16 protein-coding genes and 1 pseudogene are annotated in these 23,973 nt (G+C 55.0%); 10 read left to right on the forward strand and 7 right to left on the reverse strand.

Features of this window, described 5'->3' with window-relative positions; genetic code table 11:
• Positions 1 to 129 precede the first annotated feature (129 nt).
• Genes DW082_RS11755 through DW082_RS11770 form a run of 4 tightly spaced genes read right to left on the reverse strand, consistent with a single transcriptional unit; the run spans position 130 to position 3,251 of the window.
• On the reverse strand, positions 130 to 444 hold the full coding sequence (locus DW082_RS11755) for an RNA-binding protein (protein ID WP_055203358.1): 315 nt from the start codon (positions 442 to 444) through the stop codon (positions 130 to 132).
• Positions 445 to 475: 31 nt separating this feature from the next.
• Positions 476 to 916: a cold-shock protein gene (locus tag DW082_RS11760; RefSeq protein WP_055203360.1), complete on the reverse strand. Its 441-nt coding sequence runs from the start codon at positions 914 to 916 to the stop codon at positions 476 to 478.
• 27 nt (positions 917 to 943) lie between these two features.
• Positions 944 to 2,137: a DEAD/DEAH box helicase gene (locus DW082_RS11765; protein WP_118458806.1), complete on the reverse strand. Its 1,194-nt coding sequence runs from the start codon at positions 2,135 to 2,137 to the stop codon at positions 944 to 946.
• Positions 2,138 to 2,180: 43 nt separating this feature from the next.
• Positions 2,181 to 3,251, reverse strand: coding sequence for a nitronate monooxygenase family protein (locus tag DW082_RS11770; RefSeq protein ID WP_118458825.1), 1,071 nt, complete (start codon positions 3,249 to 3,251; stop codon positions 2,181 to 2,183).
• Between the two features lie 795 nt (positions 3,252 to 4,046).
• Here DW082_RS11770 and DW082_RS11775 point away from each other — a divergent pair.
• Positions 4,047 to 5,963, forward strand: coding sequence for a discoidin domain-containing protein (locus DW082_RS11775; protein ID WP_118458808.1), 1,917 nt, complete (start codon positions 4,047 to 4,049; stop codon positions 5,961 to 5,963).
• A gap of 84 nt (positions 5,964 to 6,047) precedes the next feature.
• On the opposite strand, the gene DW082_RS11780 is transcribed toward DW082_RS11775, so the two are convergent.
• Positions 6,048 to 7,085 (reverse strand): FecR family protein, encoded by a 1,038-nt coding sequence (locus tag DW082_RS11780; protein WP_118458810.1) that lies wholly within the window; start codon positions 7,083 to 7,085, stop codon positions 6,048 to 6,050.
• Between the two features lie 217 nt (positions 7,086 to 7,302).
• Positions 7,303 to 7,905: an RNA polymerase sigma-70 factor gene (locus tag DW082_RS11790; RefSeq protein WP_118458812.1), complete on the reverse strand. Its 603-nt coding sequence runs from the start codon at positions 7,903 to 7,905 to the stop codon at positions 7,303 to 7,305.
• 523 nt (positions 7,906 to 8,428) lie between these two features.
• Between DW082_RS11790 and DW082_RS11795 the strand changes: the two genes are divergently transcribed.
• From DW082_RS11795 to DW082_RS11835, 9 genes and pseudogenes are all read left to right on the forward strand, one after another.
• Positions 8,429 to 9,658 (forward strand): hypothetical protein, encoded by a 1,230-nt coding sequence (locus tag DW082_RS11795; RefSeq protein WP_118458814.1) that lies wholly within the window; start codon positions 8,429 to 8,431, stop codon positions 9,656 to 9,658.
• A 79-nt stretch (positions 9,659 to 9,737) separates the two neighbouring features.
• Positions 9,738 to 10,634, forward strand: a complete 897-nt coding sequence (locus tag DW082_RS11800) for a FimB/Mfa2 family fimbrial subunit (RefSeq protein ID WP_055203374.1) — start codon at positions 9,738 to 9,740, stop codon at positions 10,632 to 10,634.
• Between the two features lie 6 nt (positions 10,635 to 10,640).
• Positions 10,641 to 12,050: a fimbrial protein gene (locus DW082_RS11805; RefSeq protein ID WP_118458815.1), complete on the forward strand. Its 1,410-nt coding sequence runs from the start codon at positions 10,641 to 10,643 to the stop codon at positions 12,048 to 12,050.
• A 7-nt stretch (positions 12,051 to 12,057) separates the two neighbouring features.
• Positions 12,058 to 14,031, forward strand: a complete 1,974-nt coding sequence (locus DW082_RS11810; protein ID WP_101573802.1) for a fimbrial protein — start codon at positions 12,058 to 12,060, stop codon at positions 14,029 to 14,031.
• Between the two features lie 37 nt (positions 14,032 to 14,068).
• Positions 14,069 to 16,333, forward strand: a complete 2,265-nt coding sequence (locus tag DW082_RS11815) for a hypothetical protein (protein ID WP_118458817.1) — start codon at positions 14,069 to 14,071, stop codon at positions 16,331 to 16,333.
• An 85-nt stretch (positions 16,334 to 16,418) separates the two neighbouring features.
• The gene (locus tag DW082_RS11820) at positions 16,419 to 16,985 is read left to right on the forward strand and encodes a DUF3575 domain-containing protein (RefSeq protein WP_055203614.1); all 567 of its coding nucleotides are present in this window, start codon (positions 16,419 to 16,421) and stop codon (positions 16,983 to 16,985) included.
• Positions 16,986 to 17,002: 17 nt separating this feature from the next.
• Entirely contained in the window at positions 17,003 to 18,424 is a 1,422-nt protein-coding gene (locus tag DW082_RS11825; RefSeq protein WP_118458819.1) for an OmpA family protein, read from the forward strand.
• Positions 18,425 to 18,664: 240 nt separating this feature from the next.
• Positions 18,665 to 22,866, forward strand: a pseudogene (locus DW082_RS11830) (acyl-CoA dehydratase activase-related protein).
• A gap of 7 nt (positions 22,867 to 22,873) precedes the next feature.
• Positions 22,874 to 23,503 (forward strand): TetR/AcrR family transcriptional regulator, encoded by a 630-nt coding sequence (locus DW082_RS11835; protein ID WP_101573812.1) that lies wholly within the window; start codon positions 22,874 to 22,876, stop codon positions 23,501 to 23,503.
• A gap of 220 nt (positions 23,504 to 23,723) precedes the next feature.
• On the opposite strand, the gene DW082_RS11840 is transcribed toward DW082_RS11835, so the two are convergent.
• The gene (locus DW082_RS11840) at positions 23,724 to 23,930 is read right to left on the reverse strand and encodes a hypothetical protein (protein WP_101573814.1); all 207 of its coding nucleotides are present in this window, start codon (positions 23,928 to 23,930) and stop codon (positions 23,724 to 23,726) included.
• Positions 23,931 to 23,973 lie beyond the last annotated feature (43 nt).

The following is a 23,973-nucleotide window of genomic DNA, read 5'->3' on the forward strand; positions in this document are numbered from 1 at the left end:
TTCGTCCCCCTCGGAAAACGCTACGGTTTTCTGCAAATAAAATCGGAACCGGGGAAAACCCGATTCCGATCCGTATGATCGCCGAAGCCCGGTCGAGGAGTCGTGCGATGCGCGTATGCCTACAGCCGCTTATCGTCTGCCGTATCCGCCTCCGCCGCGGTTGTAACCTCCGCCGCGATTATAGCCGTCGTTGCTTCTTTCGGTTTTCGGCCGGGCGATGTTCACACCGATGACTTTGCCTTCGAACTCCGTGTCGTTCAACGCTTCGATGGCCTTCCGGCCTTCGGCGTCATTGGGCATTTCGACAAAACCGAACCCGCGCGAGCGACCGGTTTCGCGATCCATGATGATGCTGGCGGAAGATACTTCTCCGTATTCCGCGAATAAATTCAGTAAACTGTCGTCTTTCGTAGCGAAGTTCAGGTGTGAAACGTAAATATTCATTTTTTTCTGTTTTTGTGAGTGAATCGTATCGTTATTTTGTCAATGTGATGTTTATCGCATTCATGCCCCGTGCGCTCCGCTCCGTCTCGAAAGTAACGGTGTTGCCTTCCGAGATGCCCGCGGGCGCAGACGAAACATGGAAGAAATACTTCTCGCCGGACGTGAGATCCTTGATAAAGCCGTATCCCTTCCCTTCGTTGAAATGCTCGACCCGGCCTCTTTGTATTTCCGGTTCGGAGTCGTCTTTCTTGGGAACGGCAATGACGATGTCTTCCAGCTTGACCGCTTCTTTCTTGCGTTCTTCGGGCGGTACGTCGGTGAAATTGCCGTTCTCGTCCACATAAGCGATCATGTCGTCGAACGAACTGGTGCCGGTCGCCTGGCGTTCTTCCTTGCGTTTCTGCTTTTCGAGGCGTTTGGCCTGCTTTTTCTTTTCGTTTTCTCTTTTCCCAAATGATTGTGATCCTGCCATTAATATATTTTAAAGTTAATAAAACGATTAAGCGGTGTGACGCACTGTCGCCAGTTTTCTGCCGGTCAGTTTCTGAATGTCTTTTACCATTACCTGCTCGTCGCTGGTGCAAAACGTAAGGGCTCTTCCCGTATGTCCTGCGCGGCCGGTGCGCCCGATGCGGTGTACGTAGGTTTCGGCTACGTCGGGCAGATCGTAGTTGATTACCAGGTTGAGTTCATGGATGTCGATGCCCCGCGCAGCGATGTCGGTGGCCACCATGACTTTGATTTTTCCCGATTTGAAGTCGCTCAGGGCCCGTTGTCGCTGTCCTTGGGATTTGTTTCCGTGGATCGCTTCGCTCTGGATGCCGGCTTTCTTCAGGGTGCGCGAGATGTTGTCCGCGCCGTGTTTCGTCCGCGAAAATACCAGTACCGATTGGTCGGACTCTTTTTTCAGCACCGATATCAGCAGGCCTTTTTTCTCGGGTTTCTCGACGAAATAGACGCATTGGTCGACCGTATCGACCGTCGAGGAAACGGGAGTCACTTCCACCCGTACCGGATCGTGCAGGATAGACCCCGACAACGCGACGATATCCTTGGGCATCGTAGCCGAGAAAAAGAGCGTTTGACGTTTCGCCGGCAGCACTTTCAGCAGCCGCCTGATATCGGCGATGAATCCCATGTCGAGCATCCTGTCCGCCTCGTCCAGTACGAAATGCGTCAGGGCGTCTAACTTCACCTCTCCCTGTGCGGTCAGGTCGAGCAACCGTCCGGGGGTGGCGATCAGGATATCCACGCCCTGCCGCAGTTTTTCCGTTTGTGGATTCTGCTTCACGCCGCCGAATATCGCCGTGTGTTTCAGACCTGTGTATTTGCCGTAATCGGTGAAGCAATCGCCGATCTGCAGGGCAAGCTCGCGCGTAGGAGTCAGAATCAGCGATCTGATTGCGCGGCACTCTTTTTTCCCGTGCGATCTTCCTCGCCGGTCGCGGCGGCTCGCGCCGGGCTCGATTACCGAAGATCGTTCGTCCCGGGCGCTGTCTTCCGACAGCATTTGCAGGATGGGAATGGCGAATGCCGCCGTTTTTCCCGTACCCGTCTGGGCGATTCCGAAAATATCTTTTCCCCGGAGGACAACCGGGATGGCCTGTTCCTGAATAGGGGTCGGCTCGTTATATCCTTTTTCGCAGACCGCTTTCAAGATCGGTTCTGCAATGTTCAGTTCGTTGAATGTCATACTAAATTCCGCATTCGCGGACGTTTTTAAAAGTTGATGCCGCTCAAAAGGCGGCTTTGGAAAGGAAGAAGTCCGTTTTCAGCTTTTCGACTACTTCCCTGACGCTCCTGATCTTGTCGGAAAGATAAGCGTTGCCGCCGGCAAAGGCATAGCCTTTTTTCATATTGCCTTTGGCTGCATTGTAGAGCGCTTTGATGATACAATACGGACTTTTGGTATAGTCGCACGTTTTGATGCAATGGAACGGGCAGGAGCGGGGTTTCTCCTTCCCCTCGGCCACATTCCGGATGAACTCCCCGTCGAAAGCGCGTCCGGGCATCCCTACCGGGCTCTGAATGATGCGTATGTCTTCGCGATGGGCGTTCAGATACACTTTTTTGAATTCGACCGACGCGTCGCACTCTTCGGTCGGAACGAAGATGGAGCCCATCTGTACCGCCGATGCCCCCAACGCCATAAACCGCGCGATGTCTTCACCGGTCGCTATTCCGCCCGCCGCGATGACCGGAATGTTTTTTTGGCCGGCATAGCTCCGGGCCACTTCGACCACTTCCGGGATCAGATGCTCCAGCGAGTAGTGCTCGTCTTCGATCTGCTCCTTTTTGAAACCCAGGTGCCCTCCGGCTTTCGGCCCTTCCACGACGATCGCGTCCGGGAGATACCCGTAATTGGCCGACCATTTTTCGCAAATCAGCCGCGCCGCCCGGGAAGAAGAGACGATCGGAACGAGCTGCGTCCGGCTCCCCTCGGTCAGATAACCCGGCAGATCGAGCGGAAGACCGGCCCCTGCGAAGATCACGTCCGCATTTTCCGAGACGGCCGTGCGTACCATGTCGGGAAAATTGGAGAGCGCGACCATGATGTTGATCCCGATCACTCCGTAAGTCTTTTCGCGGGCTTTGCGGATCTCCTGCCGCAGCCCGTATATGCACTTCTCGGAATAGCTTCCTTTATAGCCGGGATAGAGCAGCCCCAGCCCGGCTGCCGATATGACTCCGACGCCCCCTTCGTTCGCGACGGCCGAAGCCAATCCGTTGAGCGATACGCCCACGCCCATACCGCCTTGTACGATGGGCAGTTTGATTTCGTACTTGCCGATGAAAAATGATTTCATTTCCGTAATACCGTTGAAATTTGACATATGCCGTCTTCAGTCCTGGTAACAAACCTACTCGGGCAGTTGATTGCCGAAACAAAGAAAGCTTATAAAGGTCGATTTCAACGATGAAAGAAGCCGGACGGAACTGTCCGGGAAAATGCAAAGAAGATAAAGATCAGAATGAACTCGCGTTGTTTACTCGACAAAGGTAATATTATTTTTTCATTTATGCTAATTTCTGCATAGATAACGGGATTTCACGCATTTTATTTCGAATGCGGTCCGTCGCCGGGTATCCGCGGCATTCCGGCGGCGCCGGAAACGGGGCGTCGCGTTCCTCTCCGGCGGCGAGAACGGCTTTGGGCCGCTGCGGCTTTGTGATCCCGTTCGAAAATTTCGTTCTGTTTTGTTTTCGAATGCTTTTATTTGTTATTTTTGGCTGGAATATATCGTCTGAAATTATATAATATACGGATGCAACGAGTCGTCGATACTTTCAAAAAAATAGGATATAGGCAGAATGTATAGCGATATGGATGGGAACGGCTGACAAAGTTATTTTATCGGTTGTCGTAATCGGACGATTCCGCTCGAAACGCCAGCGTAGATTCTCGTCTGATTTTATTATTTTTTTTGAACGACGTTCGATGCTTTAGCGTATTCAAACAGATCAGGTGGAAAATTGTTAACTTTTAAATTATGCGTTATTTATCTTTATCTCTTCTTTTTTTACTCTCCGTTTGCTCGTGTTCGAAAGACAGACCCACTTTGGAATGGGCTCTCCGATGCGCGGGGCCTAACCGCGGAGAAATGGAAAAGGTGTTGGCTCATTACAGTCGAAAAAGCGAGGACAGTCTGAAGCTCCGTGCGGCCGAGTTTCTGATTAAAAACATGCCGGGGCATTATTCGCTCGATCCGGCGATCGTCAATGCGTTTTGCGATCAGGTCGATTCGATTCTGGCGACTCCTCTGGATACTTCTTTGCTCGAACTCGCAAAAACGAATCTGAAAGAAGCCGATGATCAGGATTGGGCCGGATTCAAAGTGAAGGCTATGGAGGCGGTTTCCAAGCGGTTCCCCGTAAAACCGTCTTCCAGCCAATCGGACATCCGGATACTCAAAGCGGACTATCTGATTCGAAACATCGAAAACGCTTTTGAAACTTGGGCGAATGCGCCCTGGGCCGCTCATCTTACGTTTGACGATTTTTGCGAATATATTCTTCCTTACAAAGCCGCGCCGGCTTTTCAGGCGGATAACTGGAAAGACGAATGCAGTGAATTGGCCGATCGGCTGTACGACCTGACCGATCTGAGAGCCGGAAGATTTACCTGTCATTCTCCGCATTGGGCGGCGCTGAATATAAATCAGGGACTGAACTCCCATTTGAAAACGACGTTGCCCTATGCGTATACGGGACTGCCGATCCTCCGGATGTCTACTTTTCTGAAGATGCATTTGTCCAATTGCACGGATAAAGGGATTGTCGTTAAGGCGGTTTTGCAAAGCAAAGGCATTCCCGTGGCTGTCGATTTTACCCCTCAGTGGCCGACTCAGGCCCAGGGACATTCCTGGAATGTCATTCAGGTCTCCAATAACGGGCGTTTCGAAGAGTTCGTTCCGTTGGACACGGATCCGGGAACGCCTCACCGTCCCGGAGAGATGATGGCTAAAGTCTACCGCCAATGCTATGCGCTCAATCCGGTTTTTATCCGGTTGAACAATAGCGGGGAAGCGGTTCCTTCGTCTCTCAGTACCGTGACGATAAAAGATGTTACCGCCGAATATGTGTCTACGCAAGACGTCCGGATCAGGATCGATCCCGCACTAAAAAAGAGGAATAAGTACGCTTATGTGGCGGTTTTTGACAATCGGAATTGGGTCCCGGTCGGATTCGGAGATGTCGGCGGATCGGAAGCGGTTTTCGAAGCTATCGGACGCGACATCGCCTATCTTCCGGTGTATTGCTCCGACGGGGAGAAAATCACGCCGCTGTCGTACCCTTTTACGGTTGACGCCTACGGCAAGGTAGACCTGCTGATTCCCGATACCGTAAACCGCGAATCGTTTAAATTGCTGCGGAAATATCCGTATTACCACGCGATGACGACAGTGACCAAAAGGTTGATATCCGGTAAAATACAGGCTGCCAATCGGCCGGATTTCAGCGATGTCGTTACGATTCACGAATTTACGGAGGCTCAGTCGGCCGGCGAGGTGCGGATTCCTGCGGAAACTCCGAAATACCGGTATTGGCGTTATTTTTCTTCTCTTGCCGGATTTAACAACATGGCCGAACTGCTGTTCCACCCCCCCGGTTCGAATCGTTCCCTGAGAGGAACGATTATCGGAACGCCGGGCTCCTACCTCGACGATCCCCGACGAACCAGGGAGGCCGTGTTCGACGGCGATCCTTTCACGTTCTTTGACTCTACCGATCCCAATAACAGTTGGGCCGGGATGGATTTCGGCGAACCGGTTTCGATCGGCAGCGTAGAGTATGCTTTTCGCAGCGACGACAACAACATCCGCATCGGCGATGTTTATGAACTGTTCTATTGGAAAGATGAATCCGGCTGGGAATCGCTCGGTAAAAAAAAGGCGGAGAACATGAATTTGTATTACGACAACATACCGTCCCATGCGCTTTTGCTGTTGAGGGACCATACCCGGGGGAAAGAAGAGCGTATTTTCACCCTTGAAAACGGCGAACAGGTGTGGTGGTGATTCCGTGCTCCTGCGGAAAACGGCCGGAAGCGGTCTCCCGAACCGGTCGTATGTCAAAAGCGTGTAAATTTTATACGTCTTATGTTATTTCGACATTCCGTCCCGTACCTGTTTTTCCATGATGCGCACCGTGTTCCCGTCGATCCGGTAATTGAAGTCCGGTACGGTATTTTGCAACGTAAGCAGCACGTTGTCCAGCGTCGGGCCTTCTTCGAAGGCGGCCGTGAAGTTCCCTTCCAGTTCTAGTTCGGCCGCCAGGTCGATTTTCACGCCGAAAAATCCGGAGATGATATAAAGCACGTGTTCGAGCGGCGTGTCTTCGAATCGCAACTGCGACATCCATTGCGGCAGTTCGCCGTCGACGATCCGGTGCACGGTGACGCGCTGCGACCGGTTGTCCATCCGGATGTGCGTATTGTCTGCCAGGCGATAGGTTTGCCCGCCGCAGAAGGCGTCGAGGGAACCTTCCGCTACGACGATCTCGCAGGCCGCGCTGTCGCAGTAGGCCTTGACGTTGAATTGGGCTTCCGTCGCCACGGCGGTCATGTTTTCCGTTTTCACCGTGAACGGCTGCTGTACGGAGGCCTTCACGATGAAATACGCCTCTCCGTCGAGGTAAACCGTGCGTTTCGATCCAAAATCGTCGCAGTATCCGATGCTGCTGCCGCTGTTTATCCATGCCTGCGAACCGTCGGGCAGAATGATGTGTTTTTGCGTTCCGCGCTCCGTCGATTCGGTCACGTCGGACAGGACGGTCACGTCGAAATGTTCGCTGAGGCGTTGATTCAGCAGGTATAAGATCGTCGCGGCGGCGATCAGTGCCGGAACTACCGCCGCGGCGATGCGCAGGGCCGTTCTTTTTCGCGACCGGGAGCGTTCTACGCCGGCGCCTCGCGCCGCGCCGGTCATTTCCCGGTACGAGTCCAGTATTTTGCGGCTCGGGGCCGGATCGAACCGGACTTCTCTTTCGAACGCTTTTTCCAGGGCCTCGTATTTCTCTTTCCGGTGGCCGTCGCCGGCAAGCCAGGCGCGGAACTGCTCCTGGATATGTTCGTCGGGATGCTCTTCGTCGAGGTACAGGTCGATGATCTCCTGGATCGTTTTTTGCGGGTCGGTGTTCATAAATACAGTCGTTCGGATATGCTGGAGTATCTATTTGAATTATTTTTTGAAATCGTATTGCGGAACGGGTATGCCGGACGGAGCGTACGACCGTTATGATTATAATACAATCAAAGAGCTGTTTTATACAAAAGTAGAATCGGATTCGTCAGAACGGCGCGTTGTTCTGGTTTTTGCGATGCACGGGGCGATCCCGGCCGGTTGCGGCGGGAATTGACTATTTGAGCGTGCGCTTGATTTTTTTCAGGGCTTGCGACAGGTGGTTCGCGACATTGTGTTTGGACGTGTCGAGGTGCTGCGCGATCTCTTCGTGCGAGAGGTTCTGCTGTCGGCTCATTTCGAATATTTTCCGGCGCATCGGAGGCATGTTCTTGACGGCCAGCTCTATGAGTAGTTCTTTTTCCTGCGCGATCAACAGGTCTTCGCCTGTCAGAAGATCCTGTTCGCCGGAGTCCTGCATTTTCTGGTATTTCTCGAAAACCCGCTGGCGTTTGAACAAATTGACCACCGCATTCCGTGCGATCGTATAGAGTAGGGTACGGATATTTTTGGAAGGATCCAACTCGGCCCGCCTCTCCCACAGGGTCATAAATACGTGCTGCGCGATTTCCTCGGCTTCTTCGCGGGAGCGTAGCAATTTATATAGAAAGTTCTCGATCGGGCCCCGGTAATGCAGGTATACGGTCTTGTAGGCCTCGTGATCCCCGTCGCGGAGCGCTTCGAGCAGTTCCACCGTAACGGGCCCGTTTTCGCGGGATGTTCGTTCGGTCGATTCCCGATCTTTATTATCAGAGGCGTTCCGGGTTAAATCTTTATTCATTCCTGCGATAGGTGATTTTATATTTATTCCGCAAATATGGTAATAATAATTAACATTTTGAAATTCGTGCGGTCATGCTTCCCCGCGTCCGGCCGTAAAACGGCGGGGTTGCGATCCCGCTGTATTCCGGTTTCTTTTTCTGCGTATCCGAGCCGTTCCCGTCCGACCGTTCTGCCGGACGGGAGTTGCGATATGCGTTTCGGCGGACATGATAAACGGTAGATCGCGGCCTTGTCGTTTTCGCATTTCGAAACGGCGAAAACGGTCTCGGAAAATTGTTTCGGAATCGGAGTTTGAGAATCGGTTTTGTTGCGTAATTGGTTGATAAAAAGGCGTAAACGTATCTATATATTGCCCTCGAATGGTTGTATTATGAGTGTATGAAAAATTGATCGGACATGAAACCGAACTTGAAACATCCGGACATATGTCGGAACTGCCGATTCGACGACCGTGATTGCGATGTTTGATTTTCGACCGAAATAACCGATTGTGTGAAACTCTAATTAATTTACTTTTTATCATGAAAACATTCAATTATTTTTTTGCAGCGTTTTTGAGTTTAGGCATACTTGCCTCGTGTTCCAAAGACACCGACCCGGGCGGCCCGTCCGCTCCCGCCGGAGAGAAGCACGTCGTAATCTCCATGGGCGGCGTCCAGACGAAAGCGGCCGGCCCGGTGGATCCGCTTTCGAAGACGGCCGACGTAGACAACATCGCCATTTTCGTAACGAACTCGGCGGGTACGATTTTGAAAAAAGTAGAGGTCGACAAAGACCTGACAGCCGATTCGGATTGGGACAAGCTGACCGATGTGGGACTCCTCATTCCGAATGTGGGAACCGAAGCCTCCGACCTGGCCGTTTACGGCAATTATAAAAAAGGATTGGAAACTTACGTTACCGGCGGGGTGGGCGACAAAGTGACCGTTGCGGCCGCTTACAGCCAGCAACAAGGTTCCAAGGTGCTTTTTGCCGGGACAGGGGCGCTGTCGGCATTCGACGTGAACGTAGAGAATGTGAACGACGAGAACGTGTATACGTTTACCGGCACCGTTAAGATCGAACCGGTGATGGCCCGTATCCAGGTTAAAAAGGTATCCTTCGTCGAGAGCGGAAGCGAAACGGTGACCAACACTTCCAACGGAAAATCGGCTCTCGTAGAGTGGGAAGGTCTGACCGGCGATCTGCTGGGAGTTTACTTCAACAACTTCTACAAGCAATACAACGGAGCGGCCGTGGCTGCGTCGCTGATGACCAATACGACCGCTTTCGAAAGAGCGACCGAGGGTAAATGGCTTTTCGGCTCGGACGCCGCCCAAACGGACGAAGCGACCTATGCAAGCTATAATCAGTGGAGCTCCGGCGTGTATGCGGCTTACGACCTGGACGAATTCAACGATCCGACCGATCCCGACGCCAAGAAGTGTTTCGCGTTCAACTTCTTCCCCGGACAGACTCCGTATCTGCACTTCAGCCTGGCCAACGTAGCGGCGACCAGTATTACGAGCGCCGACGAAGACGCCTACAATCCGAGATTGCTGCCGCTGTCCAAGTTTGCCAACGTGGTGAATTATACGACCGCCTCGGGGAACGTAACGTTCGAAGCGGGTAAGATCTACAACGTGAACATCGAGATCAAACCTCAGTTCATGCACACCGATCTCAATCCGGTCGCGTATAACATCACCCTTACCATTACTATCGCCGACTGGCAGGAAGAGAACATCGATCCCGAGTTCCAGCAGTTGTAGTAATCCTTTAACTGAATGCGGGGGGAGGACGGGCCTCCCCCCTTTTTACGAAAAAGATACAGCTAATCGACTGAGTGAAATGAAAGGATACAATTACATAATTGTCCTGTTTTGGGTTTTTGCACTATCGGGGTGTATCCGCGACGACGGCTCCGGATTGGACTGCGAGCGTACGCGGATATCGTTTTACTATTACGGCGACGTTCCGGGACAATGCCGCTTCCTCGAAAAATCGGACAACGTGACCCTGTTCGTCTACGACAGCGACGGAAACCTGGTCGCGAGGCGCACCCAAAGCGGCGCCGACTTACAGGCACACAAGGGTGTGAACCTGAATCTGCCCGATGGAAATTACTCCCTGGTGGCATGGACGAACCTGACCGACGGGACGGAAATACACGATGCCGAGCAACTGTCGAAGGCCGTGCTGGGATCGGCCGCGTACTATGCGGGAGATCCCATTATACACCATGAAAACGACCGGGTGTACTTCGCGACCAAAAAGATAACGGTCGTGCAAAGTCAGTTCAGGGACGAAGAATTGCTGTTCGATCAGGCACACATTCCGCTGCACGTGCATGTTACGGGGGCGGCGGCGCCCGCCACCCGCGCAACGGCGCCGATCGAGGTGGATATCGTGAACCTGCATCCGCAGATGGGTTTCGACGGAGCGAGCGCCTCGGCTCTGAAAAGCGTTTACCGCGCTCAGCTCGCATACGATGCGGAAACGGGGGACTATGTTGCACGCGTAAACGCCTTTCGTTTTTTGAACGATAACGACATACGGCTAAAACTGTCGAACAGCGGCGGCGAGATTTGCTATAAAACCGTCGAACTGGCGGATTTTATGAACGAGCACGCTATCTCCGTCGAAGACAAGGACGAGGCGGAAATAGCCATACGCTTCCGGTTTAACAATACTTCGGTAGAAGTCGCTCCCTGGGAGGAAGAGGACATCGATCCGATACAAAAATAGGAATCCATGCAAAAGTATAAGATAGCCAGAATCATTCTGTTGTTCGCCGTCTCCGTGCAGATGCTGTCGTGCAGCAAGACTGCCGGGGACGATCCGGCGGGAATGGACGCCAGCCTGGCATTGTCCCTTCTTACCCGCAACGGAAACGGCGATCTCGCCCTCGCCGGCGAAGACGAATTTACCAGTCTGGCCGTGTACATATTCAACCATGACAACGGCGATCTGGAATTTTCCGAGTTGGTAACGGATTTTACGCCGGAATCGGCTGCGAACAGCTATGTCCGGTCGGTCAGGGTGACCAAAGACAAGAAAGCGATCTATGCCGTCGCCAACTATGCCGGAAAAAACTTTACGGCGAACGGACAGGCGGTGACCATCGACGAGAATACGCCCAAATCGACGCTCGATGCGTTGGAAATAGTTTCCTCGTCTTTCTCGGCGGATGACATCGCAATGATCGGCAAAACGGCGACGACGATGTCGGGAACTGCCGTCAACGCTTCGGTCGAAATGGAGAGACTCGTCGGACGCGTCGACATGCATGTTTTCAAGTCGGCGGAATTGACGGACGACCTCGTGGAACTGACCTCGATCGAATTCCGTAACCAGGTCGTTCGCAGCAACGTCCAGTATCAGAGCAAGGCGATGCCGGGAGGCGATATTCGCCGGACGGAGACCTATACGCCCGCTGCGACGGGATACCTCGATGTGGTTCCGGACGATGCGGACTATGCGGCGCTGAAACCGTCCGACGCCGAAAAGTCGTTTTACAGTTATCAGAATATTTCCGGCGAAGAAGATCCGTCGGGAGCCGCGCCGGACGACGCGTCTACCCCGTACCTGTTGGTGAATGTGAAAGTCAACGGGGCCCCGGTAACTTATCGCGGCGATCTGAAGAATACCGCGGGATTTTACGACTTGGAACGCAACCGGATTTACCGGGTCAAAGCGGTTGTCGGAGCGCCGAACGACCTGTTGTTCCTGCGCGTGGACGTCCTGAAATGGGACACGGAGCTTTCTTCGATTACTTACGACGAACTCGCGTTCGCCTTTTCGGGAGTGGATTACGGAGCGAATTACGGACAGGTTTCGCAGTCCGCCCCGGCTACCTACGATTTTAAGCTCACGGCTCCCGACGGAGCGGTATGGGCGGCCAACCTGACCAACGGGCACGATTTCAAGCTGCTGTCCGAAGGCGGCTACGTTTCGCAGGGGATAACCCGGGCCGATTCCTACTCGGTACGGATCGTGCCGGCCAAGAGTTTTACCCCGAACGTCGAACGCGAGACGCAGTTCTATATCTCGATCGACGGTAAAAAAGCGAAGATCAATCCCGATAACGCGGGAGGCAGCTTTGCCGAAGGCCGGAAATACCCGGGAACCGAAACCGACATTCTGATCAAACAAATACAATAATAGAGTCATGATTTCAAAGCATATCATACGATCGATCTTTTCGCTGGCCGTCCTGCTCTTCGCCGCATCGTGCCAGAAAGATCCGGACGGCTCCGCCCCGGACGGCAATAACCTGACGCTTCAGGTCTTGCTGCCGGTAGAGGGGGGGACGAAGGCGACCGAAGACGGAGAGAAGGCGCTGAACGAAAATAAGATTTCGACCCTCGACGTATTTATCTACAAAGAGGGAGAAGACGCCTGCGCCCATTACCAACGCATCGTGCCGGTCGACGGAATGACCCGGTACGGCATTTCGAAGAACCGGAGCGCATTCGCGGAAAATACCGGGTATTCGGTTTATGTCGTGGCGAATGCGGGTACGGCCGCCGCAGGGGCGATGTCCCTCGCGGAGCTGAAAGCGGCGGTCGTTGCTCAGGCTCTGAATCCCGATGCGGTGCAGACCGATCTGCTGATGGACGGTAAGTCGATCGCGACGGTACTCAACGACGGTACGAAAGCCAATAAGAACATCGACGTGTCGCTCAAAAGGGGCGTTGCCAAGATCCGGGTGAACCTCAGTTACGGCGCCGATTACCAGCCGGCGGGACAGGTGACCAAAAAACTGGTCAACTACGCGTCCGACGCCAGGGTGCTGGAAACCGGGGACGTTCATACGCCCGCGCTGGCGACTACCGCATCCTATACGGGCGCCGACCTGGTGTCGGGCGAGCCGAACCAGATCATCCTTTATTCGTATGCCAACGACTGGAACGCCGCGGTGGCCGATGAGACTTTCATCTACCTGAACGTGCCTATAAAGAAGGCGTCCGCGACGGAAAGCAGCTATTACAAGATCCCCGTGAACTACCGCCTTTCGGCCGACGGGGGCGACCCGGCTCACCTTTACAAACTCCGCCGCAACTACATTTACAATATTAAGGCGCATATCGACGGCGACGGGGGAGCCAGCGCTCCGGAAGCCGTCCTGTTGGAAAACGTTGATTATCAGGTGGTGGACTGGACGACCAATAACATCGAAGTGTGGATCAAAAACATCATGTACCTCTACATCGACGAGCAGGACATCGTGATGAACAACATAGATACCTATGTTACGGGATTCCAATCCTCTTCGGACAATGTGGAGGTGCGGAACCTGAAAGTTTTCGTCGAAGGCGCCGAGGTTTCCTCGACGGGGGTGAGCGTTACGCGCGATCCGTTCGTGCACAACGGGGCGATTACGATTTACAGCCCGATTCCGGACAATTTCGTTCCGAGGGTGATTACGTTCGACGTGGAGAACGGCGACCACATCGTCCAGAGCGTCCGGGTTACGCAGTATCCGCCGATCTGGATCGGCCATATCTTGTCGCAGGACGTGGACGGGAACAAAAACCGAAACATGTATACGGTCAATATCAAACAGGCCGACCTGCGAACGATTCCGATGCCCGACGTTCCGACCAGGGGCAGTTGGGGAGACGCCCACATCCGCGGGTATTACCAGGAGCTGACCGGAAAACTGTATACCGGTCCCCATCCTTACAATCCGGTGAACGACGGCCGCCAGGAAATGGCGTACGGTTATTGCCAGGTAGGCTATCCCGCTCTGGATAAGAACGGTTATACCGATCCTTCCGCGAGTAACCGGTGGATGATCTCTCCGAACTTCATGTTCGCGTCGAGAGTGTCGTCTTCGACCGATCGGGTCGATTTCTGGGCCGCCGTGAGCCGGTGCAAGAACTACTCCGAGACCGATACGGACGGAGTGACCTATAAAAACTGGCGCATGCCGACCTATGCCGAGATGCTGTTGCTCGATGTCCTGCAAAATGTGAGCAAATGCGAAATCAAGGACATTACCGACAGACACCGCTACTGGACGGCCGATCCGGCGAGCAATGCGGCGTTCCGTATCCTCAATCCGTCCGGGGGTACCGACGGGGAGAGTGCCAGCAGTGCGGAAGTGCGATGCGTAAGGGATATAGACCGTCCGTTGTAGCCTTTTTAACGACAAATGAAATAATTAAGGTAAAGTGATGAAAACAAGATTTTATAAATTGTCGCTGCCGTTTTTGCTGATCGCGGTTCTCGCTTCCTGCATGAAGTCCGAAACGGAACCGGTTTCCATGCCGGTAAGCGGGGAGGCCGATCTGGAATTTTCTTATTCGGTTCCCGATTATACGGTCGTTCGTACCAAATCGGCCGAGAGTACGGTAAACGATATCAGTCTACTGCAATTCGATGCCGACGGCCGGTTCCTCGGCCGCTCGGTCGCATCCGACCTGCAGGGCGGTACGTTCAAGGCGAAGGTGTCGGGCAGTACGCGTATCGTGCATTTCATAGCCAATTACGACTGGAGCGCGTTCGACGAGCGGGGCTCGCTCGGCAAAGACGAGAGAACCCTCGTGCCGGATCTCGAATCGGATACCTGGGTGCTGTGGGACCGCAAGACCGTCGATAATTTCAATGCTCCCCCGCAGGTGAGGCTGCTGCGCAACCAAGCCAAGGTGACCGTAGAGATCGACCAGAATCTGCTGGATCTGATGGCCCAGGGGCAACGCGAGCAGTTTACCGTCGAAGGGTTCGCGCTTTATAACTATGCGACCCGCGGAACGATCGCTCCGTTCAGTCCGGGCATTGCGGAACCGTTCGAGTGGTCGGCCGACCGGGCCACCGTTCCGGCCGATGCGGGCATGTGCGCCGATAAACCGACGACGCTGGATCTCGAGCCTAAATACATGTTCGAGAGCGACAACGGCTACAATGACGAGACTTTCGTGATACTTCACGCCGGCGGCGATTATAAAAAGTATTACAAAATCGAGTTGATCGACAGCGAACTCAATCTTTATCCGATCGTTCGCAATACCCATTTCAGGATAAGGATCATGGACTATATCCCGGGAAATATCGGTTCCGGAAGCGTTGAAAGCGCGATCGACGCGCCGCCGATCAACAACATTTACGCGGAGATCATCAAAGAATCTCCCGAGATATCGGACGGTTCCGACCGGCTGACGGTCAATCCGATCGTCAATATCCTTACCAATCCGGGGGACGGTTCCGCGACGCAGCGGCTCGAACTCGACGTCAAGTATGAGAAGAGCAACGTCGTGACCAACGGCGATATCCGCAACCCGCTGGTGCTGTCCGACGAGGAAGGGATACTGAGCAACCTGTACGTCGACCGGGGTTCGGGTAAGGTGTACGCCGACGTCCGGGTCGTCGACGACGGTTTCAAAAAGGCGGAAATCCGTATTTCCGCCGGCGCCCTGTCGAGGATCGTGACCGTCATTTCATGCGAGAAGTTTACGTTCGACCCGGTGGGGATGCCTTCCGGCGTCAGCAGAGGCGATTCGAAAACGCTTACGTTCGACATCTCCGATGATATTCCGGCCGCCTATTTCCCGCTGCGATGCGTAATTACGGCCCGGAATTTGGAGCCGACCAATGCGAGCCGGAACAGCCTGCAGATCGAATCGAACCCGGACGGCAGCATCAGCTATATTTATATGGCGACCGGAGCGGGACAGCAGACCGTCGATTTCCAGAATTCGAGGGATCATGGCGGCGAATTGGTGACTATCGAGAACCCGATCTTCAAAACCGCGTATGTCGGGCCTGCGCTGACGCTCGTATCGATCAACGGACACCATTCCGCTTATCTGCAAAACTGCGTGGGATACGGCATCGGTCAGGAGGCGCTGATAACCTTCTATATGTCCGAAGACGCGTTCGCGCGGCAGGATCTCGTGTTGTTTTACACGCCGAGCCTGGCTCCGTCGGACATGACCGGGTTCAGCGACGACGGCGGCGGATACTACTATTACACTCCGGCCAAACCGGGATTGCAGACGGTGAGCTTCAAGGTGACCGCGATCGATCTCGAAGAGGCTACGACGACCCGTACGGTACAGTTGTACCATGACGATCCGAACGTGTACACTACGTTGACCTATGAGTATTACCTGGTAAGCACGGAGTTCCTGCGCAGGCAATTCAAGCGGGCGAACCATGCGACGAACCTGGGTAACGGCAAGGAATTGTACGTGGTGAGCGCTTTCGCGCTGAGGCACGACAACCACGATCCGAATAACCAGGGCAAGACGGGTAAGATCGAAGCGGAAGAGATCGGCAGCGGGCTCGCACACGGATGGCGCCAGTGGTATATGATTCCCGGGACGCGTCTCGATCACCTGATGCTGTTCGAGATCCATGAAAGCAGCGACCGCAGGGCTACGCGTACGTTGAAGAGGATCATGCGGGAACCGTCCAGCACGATTACGCTGCGCGCAGAGTAACGACGAACGCAACCTCTGTTTATCAGTATTCACAAAGCCGGCCGCCCGCGGGGGCGGCCGGTCCATAAACGAAAGAAAAGTCATGATGAAAAAAGTTATTCTTCTGCTCGCCTTTGCCGCGATGACGGCTTCGACCGGCGCTCAGAAAGTCGCTGTGAAGAACAATGTCGTTTACGACGTACTGGCGACGCCGAACCTCGGCGTCGAGCTGGGGCTGGGACGGGCGACGACCCTCGATATATCGGGTAATTACAATCCGTTCGAGAAGAACGACGGCAAAATGTTCAAGCACTGGCTGGTGCAGCCCGAGTTCCGTTACTGGTTGTGCGAACGTTTCAACGGGCACTTTTTCGGCGTACACCTGCTCGGCGGAGAGTACAATATTTCGAAGGTGAAACTGCCGTTCGGCCTGGCCCGGGACGGTAAGGAACACCGTTACGACGGCTGGTACGTCGGAGGCGGATTCAGTTACGGTTACCAGTGGATGCTCGCGCGGAAGTGGAGCATCGAGGCCACCGTCGGCGTCGGATACGTCCGTTTCGACTACGACAAGTACGGGTGCCGCGACTGTAGTCCCCGGCTCGAATCCGGAACCAAAAACTATTTCGGCCCGACCAAGTTGGGCGTTAACCTGATATTCATAATTAACTGATATAATCCGAACGTCTGATGAAAAGATCGCTAATTATAATCTTGTCCCTGTTTTTCGCAGCCGACCTTTGGGCTGCGGCGCCGGGAACATGGACCGTAGAGAATACAAAGGTGCGTAAGGTAAACGAAGAGGTGGAGGTGTCGTTCGATGTGAATATCGAAAAGTTGCGTCCGAACTATCGGGTCGTGATGACGCCCGTGCTCTACAACGGGGCCGACAGGCTGGCGCTCGAGCAGATCGTCGTAACCGGCAACCGGCGCAGCCTGTACGATACCCGCAATAGAGCGACCGGCGGCAAAGGCTATGTCTTAAAAAGAAAGGATACTCCTGCGAAGGTCGGCTATAAAGCGCTCGTTCCGTATCAATCCTGGATGAATACGGTGTCGCTGTCGCTCGGCGAAACCGTGGTCGGGTGTTGCTCCGAAGATACGAAACCGGCCCGGACGCTCGCCGCGGACAAGCTGCTCTATTACGAGATCGTGCCGGCTTACAACAGCGAGCCGCTCGAATACCGGCTCACCGAACTCGAAAAATATTCCCTGGAGAATCCGTTTCTGCATCCTGTCGAGGATTATCCCAACCGTTACGACATCCTGTTCAACGAACGCGACAAAGGGACGGCCGTAATCCGGTTTACCGTAGGGTCGCACGTAATCGATATGGATATTCCCGGCAACAAGGAGTTGCTCGGCGCAGTGGGGAAAGCGTTCCAGCTTATCCACGAAGATCCGAATGCGTCGCTCAAACGGATCATGATAGCCGGATACGCTTCGCCGGAAGGTACGCTGGCCGGCAACACGGCGCTCGCGCAAAGGCGTGCGGAGTCGTTCCGGGATTACCTGCTGAAGAACCTCGACATGCCGCGCGACGAGAGCCTGTTCGAACTTTACAACGGGCGCGAGGATTGGGACGGTTTGCGTAAAATGGTCGCCGAGTCGGATATGGAGTACCGGCAGGAGGTGCTCGACATCATCGATGCCTACACCATCGAGCAGGAAGAGCGCAAGACCAAATTGAAACAGCTTGCCGACGGAAAGCCGTATGCCTACATGCTGAAGAATTTTTATCCTGCCCTGCGGAATGCCGGATATTTGCAGGTCTACTACGACATCGACCGGACGGCTTCCGTCGCTACGGCGGTTACGGACGAGCACGGCCGCACCACGTGGATTGACCCGGACAGTCCTGAAAACATCGGGGTTACGCGGATCAACAGGGCTATGCGGCACATGGTCGAAGGAGACTACGAAGCCGCTTTGAAAGAACTGGAAGGTCAGCAGGAGAATCCTGCGGCATTCAACTACATAGGCGTATGCTACATGATGAAAGGGGATTACGACACGGCCGAAAAATTTCTCCGGAAAGCCGAAGCCGCCGGCGATCCGTACGCATCGGTCAATCTCGAACACATCGGGCAGGCCAAAAGAATCGAATTTTAGAGTTTTACCGAAGGAGGTTTCTGGCATTGCCTGAAAACGGGGGATACCCGCTGCATTTGCGGCGGGTATCTTTTTTGTATTGGTCTTCCGTTGGTATAAATTTTAGGAATGACCGATCGGACAACCGGACGTTGAAAAAAATTGCAAATAATTTTCATCCCGATTAACCATGTCGGAATTTTTGTTTACATTTGTGTCTGACATTATAGTCAGACAGTGTTGGTGAAATATTGTTTTGTTATGAAACACAATAGAATAGGTCTTGATGTGGGTTCCACGACGCTCAAGGTCGTCGTATTGGACGACCACGACAACATTTGTTTTTCGACCTATGTTCGTCACAATGCCCGTATTCGGGAAACTCTTTCCGTCGTCTTTTCGGAGCTGGGCGAGCGGTTCGGGGACGAATTGTTCGGTTTGACGATTACCGGTTCGGTCGGGCTGGGCATCGCGGAGCGCACGCAGATCCCTTTCGTTCAGGAGGTCGTGGCTTCGACGGCCTATGTCCGGCGTTACCATCCGCAGGCGACGACCCTCATCGACATCGGCGGCGAGGACGCCAAAGTCGTTTTTCTGAAAGGCGAAACGCCGGACATGCGCATGAACAGCAATTGCGCCGGCGGTACGGGGGCCTTTGTCGACCAGATGGCGCTCCTGCTCGACACGACGCCCGCCGGACTCGACCGTCTGGCGCAGCGGGCCGTCCGCATTCATCCGATTGCCTCGCGGTGCGGCGTTTTCGCCAAAACGGACATCCAGAACCTGTTGGCCAAAAACGTGAGCCGGGAGGAGATCGCCGCTTCGATTTTCCACGCCGTGGCGGTGCAGACCGTCGTAACGCTGTCGCATGGCTGCGACATCGAGGCTCCGGTACTTTTTTGCGGCGGGCCGCTGGCATTCCTCCCGTCGTTGCGTAAGGCGTTTGCGGAGTACCTGCATCTGGACGGAACGCAAACGATCTGCCCCGCCGATGCCCAACTGTTGCCGGCATGGGGTACGGCGCTCTCCGGAACCGATGCTTCGCTTCGCACGACGGACGAATGGCTCGCTGTCATCGCTGCGAATACGACGCGGGGCGACCGCACGTACAAGGCGCTTCCCGCCATCTTCGAAAATGAAGAAGCGCATACCGCTTGGCGGCGGCAGCGGAACACCGGGACTTTCCGCTCCGTGCCGATTCCGTCGGGCCGGGTCGGGATAACGCTCGGCATCGACTCCGGTTCCACGACGACGAAGATCGCGGCGTTCGACGACCGGCAGCAACTGCTTTTCACCCACTATGCGCCCAACAACGGCAACCCGATCGCTGCGGTCGGGCAGGGATTGCGCGAGTTGCTCGCTGCCTGCCGGACGGCGGGCGCCGATCCGGTCGTGGAGGGCAGTTGCGTAACGGGCTACGGCGAGGATCTCATCAAAGCGGCCTCGGACTCGACGCGGGCGTCATCGAGACCATTGCGCATTACCTTGCCGCCAAAGAGATAACGCCCGACGTGTCGTTTATCCTCGACATCGGCGGACAAGACATGAAGGCCATTTTCGTCGAGCACGGCGCCGTAACGCGCATGGAGATCAACGAAGCTTGTTCGTCGGGCTGCGGTTCGTTCATCGAAACCTTCGCCAGGAGCCTCGGCTCCGGGGTCGGGGAGTTCGCGGCGCAGGCGTGCACCGCCTCCCATCCCTGCGACCTGGGGACGCGCTGCACCGTTTTTATGAACTCCCGCGTGAAGCAGATGCTGCGCGAGGGAGCTTCGATGGCCGATATCGCCGCCGGGCTTTCTTACTCGGTCGTAAAGAACTGCCTTTACAAAGTGCTGAAGCTCCGTTCGGCCGACGAGATGGGCGGCCGGATCGTCGTGCAGGGCGGCACGATGCGCAACGACGCCGTGGTGCGGGCTTTCGAACGGCTGACCGGGCGCGAGGTTTTCCGCAGCGACCGTCCGGAGATGATGGGCGCTTTCGGCTGCGCGCTCTATGCCGGAAGGCTTCGGTCGTCCGGCGTGTCCCTCGGACAACTGCTCGAAACGGCTTCCTGCACTTCGGACATGCTGCAATGCCGTGGCTGCGAGAACCGATGCATGGTGACGCGCTATCGTTTCTCAGGCGGCAACACCTACTATTCGGGAAACAAGTGCGAGCGTCATTTTTCCAATAAAGGTTCCTGCGACGTGCAGGGCGAAAACGCTTATGCCGAGAAATTGCGCCTGCTTTTCGACCGCTCCGGTTTCCGGGAAGGGTGTCCGGTCGTCGGCATTCCCCGTTGCCTGAATACCTACGAGGAGTATCCTTTCTGGCATACGTTGCTCAGCGACTGCGGTATTTCCGTCGTGCTGTCCGACCCTTCGAACATGCGAACCTACGAACATAACGTGCGCCGCGTGATGTCCGACAACATCTGTTTTCCGGCCAAACTCGTCCATGCCCATATCAGCGATCTCGTCGAAAAGGGCGTAGACCGCATTCTGATGCCTTATGTCGTATACGAACAACCGGACGGCAAAGAGATCAACAGTTACAGTTGTCCGATCGTGGCCGGGTATTCGGATGTCGTGCGGAGCGTCGACAATCTTTCGATCCCGCTCGACTCGCCGACCGTTTCGTTCCGTAACGAAAAGCGACTCTACCGCCAGTGCTCCGACTATCTCGTTTCGCTGGGCGTAGCGCGCCGGAAGATCCGGACGGCTTTCCGGCGGGCGCTCGACGAACAGCGCGCTTTTGCTCGGCAGCTTAGGGAGCTTAACGGCGGGATTCTGCGCCGCAGCCGCGATGCGGGCCGGCTGACGCTTCTCGTAGCCGGCCGGCCCTACCATGCCGATCCGCTCATCCAGCATAAAATCGCGGAGATGGTCGCGGGGATGGGCGTCGACGTCATTACGGACGATATCGTGCGCGGCGAAAATATTTCGACCGCCGACACTCATTATGTGGCGCAATGGGCCTACGCCAACCGCATTCTCCGGGCTGCCGCATGGGCGAGCCGGCAGGATCGGAACGTGCAGTTCGTCGAACTGACCTCTTTCGGCTGCGGCCCGGACGCTCTGCTGACCGACGAAGTGCGCGACCTGTTGGGACGGCACGGGAAAAGCCTCACGCTGCTGAAAATCGACGACGTGAGCAATACCGGGTCGCTGAAGTTGCGTATCCGCTCGCTGATCGAGAGCCTGAAACTCGGGCACGCTTCGCAGGCCGCGCCGCGGCCGTTCGTGACGACGCCCGATTTCGGCGAGCGGGACCGCAAGCGGAAAATCCTCGTTCCGTTCTTTACGCCGTTTATTTCGCCGCTTATTCCGGCGCTGCTGAAACGTGCCGGATACGAAGCCGAGAACCTACCCATGAGTACGCAAGCCTCGGTAGAATCGGGATTGCGGTATGCCAACAACGAAATCTGTTATCCGGCGACGCTGATCGTGGGCGACATCGTGAACGCGCTCCAGTCGGGCCGGCACGACCCGACCGAAACGGCCGTGGCCATCACCCAGACCGGCGGACAATGCCGCGCCAGCAACTACATCGCCCTGATCCGCAAAGGGCTCGTCAATGCCGGTTTCGCCGACGTGCCGGTTATATCCGTATCGCCGGGCAGCGGTCTGCAAACGACCCAGCCGGGGTTCCGTATTCCGTGGCTGCGCGTGTTTCGCGGTGCCATCGGAGCCGTTCTGTTCACCGATTGCCTGGCGCGCCTCTATTACGCTACGGCCGTGCGCGAAACCGAGCCCGGCGAAGCGGCCTCGCTGCGCGACTGGTATCTGGAAGACGCGAAAATGATTCTGGAATCCGAATCCGAAAGCAATATTCTGGATGCCTTTGCCGAAACGCTGGGCTTCGCCGTTGAAGCGTTTTCCCGCAAATGCCGTCCCATCGAACGGCCGAAGGTCGGTATCGTGGGTGAGATATTCCTAAAATTCAATCCTTTCGCCCAAAAAGGATTGATCGATTGGCTGACCGATCGTCGGATCGAAGCGGTATCGCCCATATTGACCGATTTTTTCATGCAGGGGTTCGTCAACCGCGAAATCCGAAATCGTTCGGGACTGGATTCCTCGCGGATTCCCGGCTGGCTGCTTCGGCAAGGAGCCGGGCGTATGCAACGGCTCATCGGTCGTTTCAACGGCATCGCTTCGAAATTTCCCTACTTTCAACCGATCGGCAACGTGTATGAGAGTGCCGAAGCGGCTTCCGAGGTCATATCGCTGAACGCGCAGTTCGGCGAGGGGTGGCTGCTGCCCGGCGAGGTGGCGATGTTCGCCCGGCACGGCGTTCGGAACGTCGTCAGCCTGCAACCGTTCGGCTGCATCGCCAATCACATCGTCTCGAAGGGCGTGGAGAAACGCATACGCGGGCTTTACCCGCAGATGAACCTGCTGTCGCTCGACTTCGACGGAAGCGTTAGCGACGTGAATATTATGAACCGGCTTTTACTTTTTGTCAATAACCTTGAAAACTAACTTTGCTATGAAACCTGCGGGAAATATCGAACAGAACGTCATCGCGTGCGCCCACCGGCTTTTCATCGAAAAAGGGTACGTCAATACCAGCATGAGCGACATCGCGGCGGCGGTAGGCATTACGCGTCCGGCGTTGCATTACTACTTCCGGACCAAGGAGCGGCTCTTCCGGGCGATCTACGGCGACATCCTACAGGAAGTGATTCCGCGCATCCATGATATTCTGATACGCGATATTCCTTTTATGGAACGGCTCGACCGAATTATCGACGAATACGTCGCTCTGTTTCTGAACAATCCCGATCTGCCGTATTTCATGATAGGGGAGATTCAACGCGACGTGAATCATCTTATAGAAGCAGCCCGGGAACTGAAGATCGACAAGTATATCCTCGATATCCAGAATGCGCTCAAAACGGCGATGCGGGAAGGAATCCTCCGTCCCGTCCCGTCCCGGATCGTTTTTCTGACGCTCTATTCGCAACTGACCTTCCCGTTCCTGATGAAAAATCTGGTGACGACGCTGCTGCTCGAAGACAAAGAGCAGTTCTCCGTCTTCATACGGGAATGGAAACGCAACGTCCTGTCGCAAATGGCCTGTTTGCTGTGTCCGCAAGACGAAAACGGCGACGTATAGTTCGGACGATGCAGACGGAAACGGATCAATCCGCCCGGCGCGGCAAACGGCGGAGATGCAGACGGATGATTCGTCACCGGTATTCCTGCGAACAGGCGGACCGAGAGTCCGTTCCCTTCGATAGCATGTTCTTTCGAGTTTGCGAAGATACGTCATGTTTGCGGTTCATTTTGCGATTCCTCGATTGAAAACGCTATTGTCTCGACGCAGCGATTCGCGGTCAAGGAATGGGGAGTACGGGGATCAGGTTGACGTACATCCTGCCCAGTACCACGGGAGCGTCCAGCATAACGACGTCGATCCGGGCGATGATGCACCCAACGGGTTTGACGGTCGTCTCACCCCGCGGATCGAACGTAATTTCTGGAAGAGCCCGTTTCCTGTATTTGGTATCGGGATCGGCCGGAAGTTTCGAGCCGGAAAACACCGTATTTCCGATGGGGGATCGGCGCCTATCGAATGAATGCTCG

It is taken from the genome of Alistipes sp. AF48-12, from assembly GCF_003477565.1.
In the GTDB taxonomy this organism is placed as follows: Bacteria; Bacteroidota; Bacteroidia; order Bacteroidales; family Rikenellaceae; genus Alistipes_A; species Alistipes_A hominis.

Coding starts and splice junctions, on each gene's coding strand:
- DW082_RS11755 (WP_055203358.1), bottom strand. CDS start 444: ATGAATATTTACGTTTCACACCTGAACTTCGCTACGAAAGACGACAGT.
- DW082_RS11760 (WP_055203360.1), bottom strand. CDS start 916: ATGGCAGGATCACAATCATTTGGGAAAAGAGAAAACGAAAAGAAAAAG.
- DW082_RS11765 (WP_118458806.1), bottom strand. CDS start 2,137: ATGACATTCAACGAACTGAACATTGCAGAACCGATCTTGAAAGCGGTC.
- DW082_RS11770 (WP_118458825.1), bottom strand. CDS start 3,251: ATGAAATCATTTTTCATCGGCAAGTACGAAATCAAACTGCCCATCGTA.
- DW082_RS11775 (WP_118458808.1), top strand. CDS start 4,047: ATGGAAAAGGTGTTGGCTCATTACAGTCGAAAAAGCGAGGACAGTCTG.
- DW082_RS11780 (WP_118458810.1), bottom strand. CDS start 7,085: ATGAACACCGACCCGCAAAAAACGATCCAGGAGATCATCGACCTGTAC.
- DW082_RS11790 (WP_118458812.1), bottom strand. CDS start 7,905: ATGAATAAAGATTTAACCCGGAACGCCTCTGATAATAAAGATCGGGAA.
- DW082_RS11795 (WP_118458814.1), top strand. CDS start 8,429: ATGAAAACATTCAATTATTTTTTTGCAGCGTTTTTGAGTTTAGGCATA.
- DW082_RS11800 (WP_055203374.1), top strand. CDS start 9,738: ATGAAAGGATACAATTACATAATTGTCCTGTTTTGGGTTTTTGCACTA.
- DW082_RS11805 (WP_118458815.1), top strand. CDS start 10,641: ATGCAAAAGTATAAGATAGCCAGAATCATTCTGTTGTTCGCCGTCTCC.
- DW082_RS11810 (WP_101573802.1), top strand. CDS start 12,058: ATGATTTCAAAGCATATCATACGATCGATCTTTTCGCTGGCCGTCCTG.
- DW082_RS11815 (WP_118458817.1), top strand. CDS start 14,069: ATGAAAACAAGATTTTATAAATTGTCGCTGCCGTTTTTGCTGATCGCG.
- DW082_RS11820 (WP_055203614.1), top strand. CDS start 16,419: ATGAAAAAAGTTATTCTTCTGCTCGCCTTTGCCGCGATGACGGCTTCG.
- DW082_RS11825 (WP_118458819.1), top strand. CDS start 17,003: ATGAAAAGATCGCTAATTATAATCTTGTCCCTGTTTTTCGCAGCCGAC.
- DW082_RS11835 (WP_101573812.1), top strand. CDS start 22,874: ATGAAACCTGCGGGAAATATCGAACAGAACGTCATCGCGTGCGCCCAC.